Below are 5,579 nucleotides of genomic sequence, written 5' to 3'. Positions count from 1 at the left end.
GTCCCACCTGCACCGCAGCACCCCGCCGCCCCGCCGCGGGACCACGCCGCCCCACGTCCGGGCCATGCCGCGCCGCCTCCGGGGCGCATCCCGCCGGGTGGCAACGCCGCGCCGCGACCGAACCATCCCGCTGCTCCGCCGCACGACCGACCCGGCGTGCCGCCGCAGGGCCGCGGCTCCGTACCCGGTCCCGGCGGAGCCGACGCCTCGCCTGGTCACGCCGCCGGTGCGGGTCCAGGCCATGCCGCCGCGCACGGCCACAACGCTCCACCACCTCGGCCGCGCTCTTCTGCGGACCACGCCGCTGGCCCGGGAGCCATCCCGCGCGACGCCGCCGCACCCCACGGCCGCCCGCCGCAGGGACAACCGGCCGAGCACGGCCATCCCAGCCCTTACCCCGTCGAACGAACCAAAGTCCTGCGCCGCGACGGCGCCGATCCCCACGCACAACAACTGGCCTACTCGCGGGTCCCCCAGGAATCGCACGAGGCGCCGCCACGGATGCGCAAGGCGGAGCCGGAGTACGCGCCGACGCAGCAGCCGGAGCCGTTCCACGATCCCGTCCCGCGCACCCACGCCCCGAGCCCGCGCGGACGCCGCGGCACACCACCACCGCCGCCTGCCGCCCCGCCGCACGCCGCCAGTGCCCCGCGCCCGCGACGCAAACGGCATCCGTTCCGGTGGTTCCTGGTGTTCCTGCTGGTCCTGGTGGTCGCCTCGGTCGCAGCGGTGATCAACCTCGACGGCAAACTGACCCGCATCGACGCCTTGGCCGGATACGCCGACCGGGTCGGCAACACACCCGGCACCAACTGGCTGCTCGTCGGCTCCGACGGTCGCAACGGGCTCTCCCCCGACCAGGAACAGGAGCTGGCCACCGGCGGTGACGTCGGCCCCGAGCGCACCGACACGATCATGCTGGTGCACATCCCGAAGTCGGGTCCCACCACCTTGGTCAGCCTCCCGCGCGACTCGTACGTCGGCATCCCCGGCCACGGCAAGGACAAGCTCAACGCCGCCTTCGCCATCGGCGGGCCGCAATTGCTCGTGCAGACCGTGGAGACCGCGACCGGCCTGCGCATCGATCACTATGCCCAGATCGGTTTCGCCGGTTTCGCGAGCATCGTCGACACGCTGGGCGGCATCGACGTCTGCGTGCCGAAACCCATCGATGACCCGCTCGCCGGAATCAACCTGGAGGCGGGCTGCCAGAAGCTGGACGGCCCGGAGTCGCTCGGTTTCGTGCGTAGCAGGGCGACCGCGCTCGCCGACATCGACCGGATGAACAACCAGCGCCTCTTCATGGCCGCACTGCTGGAGAAGGCGACCAGCGGCGCCACCCTGGCGAATCCGTTCACACTGTGGCCGCTGGCGGGTGACACGGCGCGCTCGCTGAAAGTCGACGAGGACGATCACATCTGGGACCTCGGCCGTCTCGGCTGGGCGATGCGCGGCGACACGGTCGCGACCACGGTGCCGGTCGGCGGGTTCGACGATGTCTCCGGCAGCGGCAACGTGCTGTTGTGGGACAAGACGAAGGCGAGCGCGTTTTTCGATGCACTCGCCAACGACAGATCCATCCCGGAAGAGCTGCTCACGCGGTAGCGTCGAAGTATGTCCGACACCGATGGCGCCCAGCCCTTCCCGGCCTTGCTGCGCGATCAGATCCGGCACGGCTTCACCGTCGCGCAGCAGTATCTCGCCGCCGCGGTCTACTTCGACGCGATCCGGCTTCCGCAATTGGCCAAACATTGTTACGCCCGCTCGGAGGAGCACCGCGGGCACTCGATGCGCATCGTGCAGTACATGCTCGACCGGGATATGGGGGCGCGGGTCGGGGACCTGGACTCGATCCGCTCGGACTTCGAATCCCCGCGCGCGGCAATGGCATTCCTGCTCGAGGCCGAGCGTGCCTGCACCTCGCAGGTGACGGCGCTCGCGAAGGCCGCGCGAGACAGCGGCGACTACCTGGGCGAGCGGTTCCTCCAGTGGTTCCTGAAAGAGCAGGTGGACAACGTCGCCGGGGTGACAACGCTGCTGACGGTAATCGACAGGGAAGGCAACCTGTTCGACGTCGAGCAGTTCGTGGCGCGCGAGGTGCGCGCACCGGCAAAGCCAGACATTTCCGCGCCGAAAATGGCTGGCGCAGCGAACATTTAATTAGGCAATACTAGCCTCAATAAGGGTGCACTTGGATGACACGCGCCCTGACCAGCGATAATGTGGCGACATGTCCAGCCATCCGGAGTCCCCACGCAGCAAATTCCACAGTCTGCTCCACGACCAGATCCGGCACGAATTCAATGCCGAACACCAATACATCGCGATCGCGGTGTGGTTCGACAATGCGGATCTGCCACAGCTGGCCAAGCGGTTCTACGCGCAGGCCGTGGAAGAACGTAATCATGCGATGATGATCGTGCAGTACTTCCTCGACCGGGATATCAGTGTCGACCTTTCCGGTGTCGATGCGGCGAAGTCCCATTTCGACAATGTCCGGGAGCCGATCGCCCTCGCGCTCGCCCAGGAGAAGACCGTCACCGACCAGATCATCCGGCTGGCCAGCACGGCCCGCGAGGAGGGTGACTACCTCGGCGAGCAGTTCATGCAGTGGTTCCTGAAGGAGCAGGTCGAAGAGGTCGCACATATGACGACCCTGCTCAACATCGCCGACCGCGCAGGCTCGAACCTGTTCGATCTGGAGAATTTCATCGCGCGGGAGATGAGTACTCCGTCCGATACCTCGGGTGCACCGTCGACAGCGGGCGGTTCCCTCTAAAAAGGTCATTCGGCAAACAGGCCCAGCTCTTCGCGACGAGCTGGGCCTGTTCCGACCGAGATGGTTGCCTCAGCTGGCGCTCAACGAGCTGAGCAGCGTCTTGAGCAGCGCAAGAATGGCGTCCATGGTGTTTCCTACTTTCCTCATCTGTGCGGTGAGGTAATCCTCACCATCACCAGTAACGGTGATGGTGAGAACTTAACGCGCGGCAGAGTCTGAAAGAGGCGTTTTTCACAAAATTCCTCCGGGAAATTTCCGGAGTCAGCGCAGGGTCACCTGACGCGACCGCAAACCGTCGCGCGAACGACGCTCGTCGGAAGTCAGTGGCGAATCGGTGGCCAGCGCGGCGAGCAGGCGGGCGCCGAACTCGGCGGCCTGCTCGTTCCACTCGCTCGGGTGGCGCTCCGGATCCAGGTCGAACACCGGCACCAGCAGTCCGTGCGTGCGGAACGAACCCGCGAAGCGCGAACCTTCACCCATGTGCAGCCCGCCCGAGGCGTGCAGCCGGGCCAGCGCCTGCATCAGGTCGTCCTCGTTCTCCGGACGCACCCAGCGCACGTGCGCCTTCTCGCCCGCGTCCACCCACCAGGCCGCGCCGACGGAATCGGCGCCGAGCTCCAGCCGCGCCGACGGCATGATCGCCTGCTTGGCCTGTTCGATGGTCTGCGCGACCTGCGCATCGGGCGTCACGCCCTCCGGCACCCACCAGTCGAAGTCCTGGTGCACGGTGAGTTCCAGATCCGCGCCGGGATCGATCACATCGGCGAGTCGCGGACCGCCCGCGACACTTTCGACGGAAGTGAGCGAGTCGCCGGGCTCGGCGGACTGGGTCCACAGGATCGCCGCGGCGAGATCGGCGGCGGGATCGGGTCCCTGGAACTGCACCTGTGTGCCGACGTAACCGGTCGGCTGATCGCCCGCGCGCACCAGCGCGGCCACCGCGCCGGGTAGCACCGTGGCGAGCACGACGGAACGCTCGGGGGCCACCTCGGGCGACAGCTTCAGCGTCGCGGTCGCCGACGGCACGAACTCCCGCAGTGCGACCAGATCGCATTCCGCGGCCAGCCCCTCGAACGGCCGGGTGACGGCCTGAGCCGCCTGCTCCAGCGCCGCCTTTCGCTCGGCGAGACGCTGCGCCCGGTTCCCTCCGGGCTTCGGACTGTTGCGCTTGCTCTTACCCACGAGGGCTCAAACTACAGGGTGCTGTGACCACCGCCGCAATGCGCGCCGATAGCGTGGCTCAGGCGGCTGCGAGCAGGGTCTTCGTGCGGCCGGGATGGTTGGTCGCGACCCAGCTGACGCCGAGGTCGGCGCACAAACGCACGTCCTCGGGGTCGTCCACCGTCCAGCAGTAGGTGGCGCGGCCCGCGGCGGCGGCCTTGTCCACCAGATCCGGGTGCTCGCGCAGCGTCTTCACCGACGGGCCGACGGCCGTGGCGCCGACGGTAGTGGCGGCTCCGCCGCCGAGGTACCGCGAGGACTCGCCGAGCAGCACGGTGGGCAGCAGCGGCGCCGCGCGGCGGATGCGCCACACCGCGGTCGCCGCGAACGACATGACCACGGCGCGCGAATGATCCGCCGAGGCAGGCGTGGCGATACCGAAGCGCTGGAGCTCGGCGAGCAGCTTGTTCTCCACCAGCGCGCCGTAGCGGACCGGGTGCTTGGTCTCGATGAACAGCTTGGTGGGCCTGCTGCGCCAGTCCAGGACCAGTTCGATGAGCTCGCTGAGGGTGAGCACCGCGGCGGGCTCGCCGTCGGCGCCGAAATCCAGCGTGCGCAACTCCTCGAGCGTCATCTCGCTGACCAGCCCGGAGCCCGACGACGTGCGGTCGACCGTGCGGTCGTGCACGCAGACCAGATGTCCGTCCCTGGTCAGCCGGACGTCGCATTCCACGCCGTCGGCGCCTTCTTGGAGTGCGAGATCGTATGCGGCGAGCGTGTGCTCGGGAAGCGCCGCCGAAGCGCCCCGGTGCGCGACGACGAACGGTGCGCGACTGCTCTGGCTCACTTGGCCATGACCTCCTCGTGCTGAACAGCACCGTTGTCGGTATCCCGATCCTTTGCGATCACGGCGCCGGCCGCATCCCGTGGCCGCGGCTCGGCCGCATCCCGTGCCTGCGGCTCGATGCTCGCCGCGCCGCCCGGATGCACCGGCTCGATGACCGGCACCGCCGGATCGACCGCGACCACCCAGCGGTGCGCCAGCCGGATCCTGCCGAACAGGTCACGCCCGTCGAGCAGCCGGACCATCCAGAGCGTCGACACCGTCACGGCCGCGGCGACCGCGTCCGTCCATGCCGTGAACACCACGCCGTCCGCCTTGACCTGCAACGAGTCCGCGGTCCGCCAGAGCAGCGCGGCCGCGACCGTCAGCCCGCCGAAAACCCAGGCGAACCACCAGACACGGACCGCCCGCAGCACTCTCGGGTCGCCGCGTTCCGCGGCGATCTCGGTCAGGAACACCCCCGGCCACACCAGGTTGGCCACCGGAATCAGGCAGCCGAGCACGAGCAGCGCCGCGGGGCGCGGATCGCTGCGGCCCGCCCGCGCGAACACGGCGCGCCGAGTCTCGATCAACCAGCCGAGCAGGGCGATGGCGCTGCCGAGCGCCAGGGCGAGCGCCAACAAGGACGACCCGGTGAGGAGCCAGTCCGAGAAACGCAGCGCCAGCGGGTCGATGAGGCGAGTCCGGTTGACCACCAGGATCACGTAGCGCACCAGTTCGGCGACCGCGGCCAGCGCGAACATCCCCGCGGTGACGAGCAGCAGCGGCGTGACCCAGCCGGCGAGCGTGGCGGCT

General features: G+C 68.9%; 6 protein-coding genes. 3 read left to right on the top strand and 3 right to left on the bottom strand.

Features of this window, described 5'->3' with window-relative positions:
- Positions 1–417: 417 nt before the first annotated feature.
- The 3 genes from NL1_RS35505 to NL1_RS35495 all read left to right on the top strand — a co-directional run bounded on the left by NL1_RS35505 (position 418) and on the right by NL1_RS35495 (position 2,779).
- Entirely contained in the window at positions 418–1,605 is a 1,188-nt protein-coding gene (locus NL1_RS35505; RefSeq protein WP_067849245.1) for an LCP family protein, read from the top strand.
- A 9-nt stretch (positions 1,606–1,614) separates the two neighbouring features.
- On the top strand, positions 1,615–2,160 hold the full coding sequence (locus NL1_RS35500; RefSeq protein WP_067849242.1) for a ferritin: 546 nt from the start codon (positions 1,615–1,617) through the stop codon (positions 2,158–2,160).
- A gap of 70 nt (positions 2,161–2,230) precedes the next feature.
- A complete protein-coding gene (locus tag NL1_RS35495) occupies positions 2,231–2,779 on the top strand; it encodes a ferritin (protein ID WP_067849239.1) in 549 nt (182 codons plus the stop codon).
- A gap of 261 nt (positions 2,780–3,040) precedes the next feature.
- Here NL1_RS35495 and NL1_RS35490 read toward each other — a convergent pair whose 3' ends face one another.
- The 3 genes from NL1_RS35490 to NL1_RS35480 form a co-directional block, all read right to left on the bottom strand.
- Positions 3,041–3,961, bottom strand: a complete 921-nt coding sequence (locus NL1_RS35490; protein ID WP_067849236.1) for a DUF5926 family protein — start codon at positions 3,959–3,961, stop codon at positions 3,041–3,043.
- A 58-nt stretch (positions 3,962–4,019) separates the two neighbouring features.
- Positions 4,020–4,787, bottom strand: a complete 768-nt coding sequence (locus NL1_RS35485; protein WP_067849234.1) for a glycerophosphodiester phosphodiesterase — start codon at positions 4,785–4,787, stop codon at positions 4,020–4,022.
- Positions 4,784–5,579: DUF4328 domain-containing protein (locus NL1_RS35480; protein WP_067849231.1), on the bottom strand; the 796-nt coding region annotated here is incomplete at its 5' end. The genes NL1_RS35480 and NL1_RS35485, both read right to left, overlap by 4 nt.

It is taken from the genome of Nocardia lijiangensis NBRC 108240, assembly GCF_001613045.1.
Classification (GTDB): Bacteria; Actinomycetota; Actinomycetes; order Mycobacteriales; family Mycobacteriaceae; genus Nocardia; species Nocardia lijiangensis.
This window is presented reverse-complemented; position numbering and strand designations above follow the sequence as displayed.

Coding starts and splice junctions, on each gene's coding strand:
- NL1_RS35495 (WP_067849239.1), top strand. CDS start 2,231: ATGTCCAGCCATCCGGAGTCCCCACGCAGCAAATTCCACAGTCTGCTC.
- NL1_RS35500 (WP_067849242.1), top strand. CDS start 1,615: ATGTCCGACACCGATGGCGCCCAGCCCTTCCCGGCCTTGCTGCGCGAT.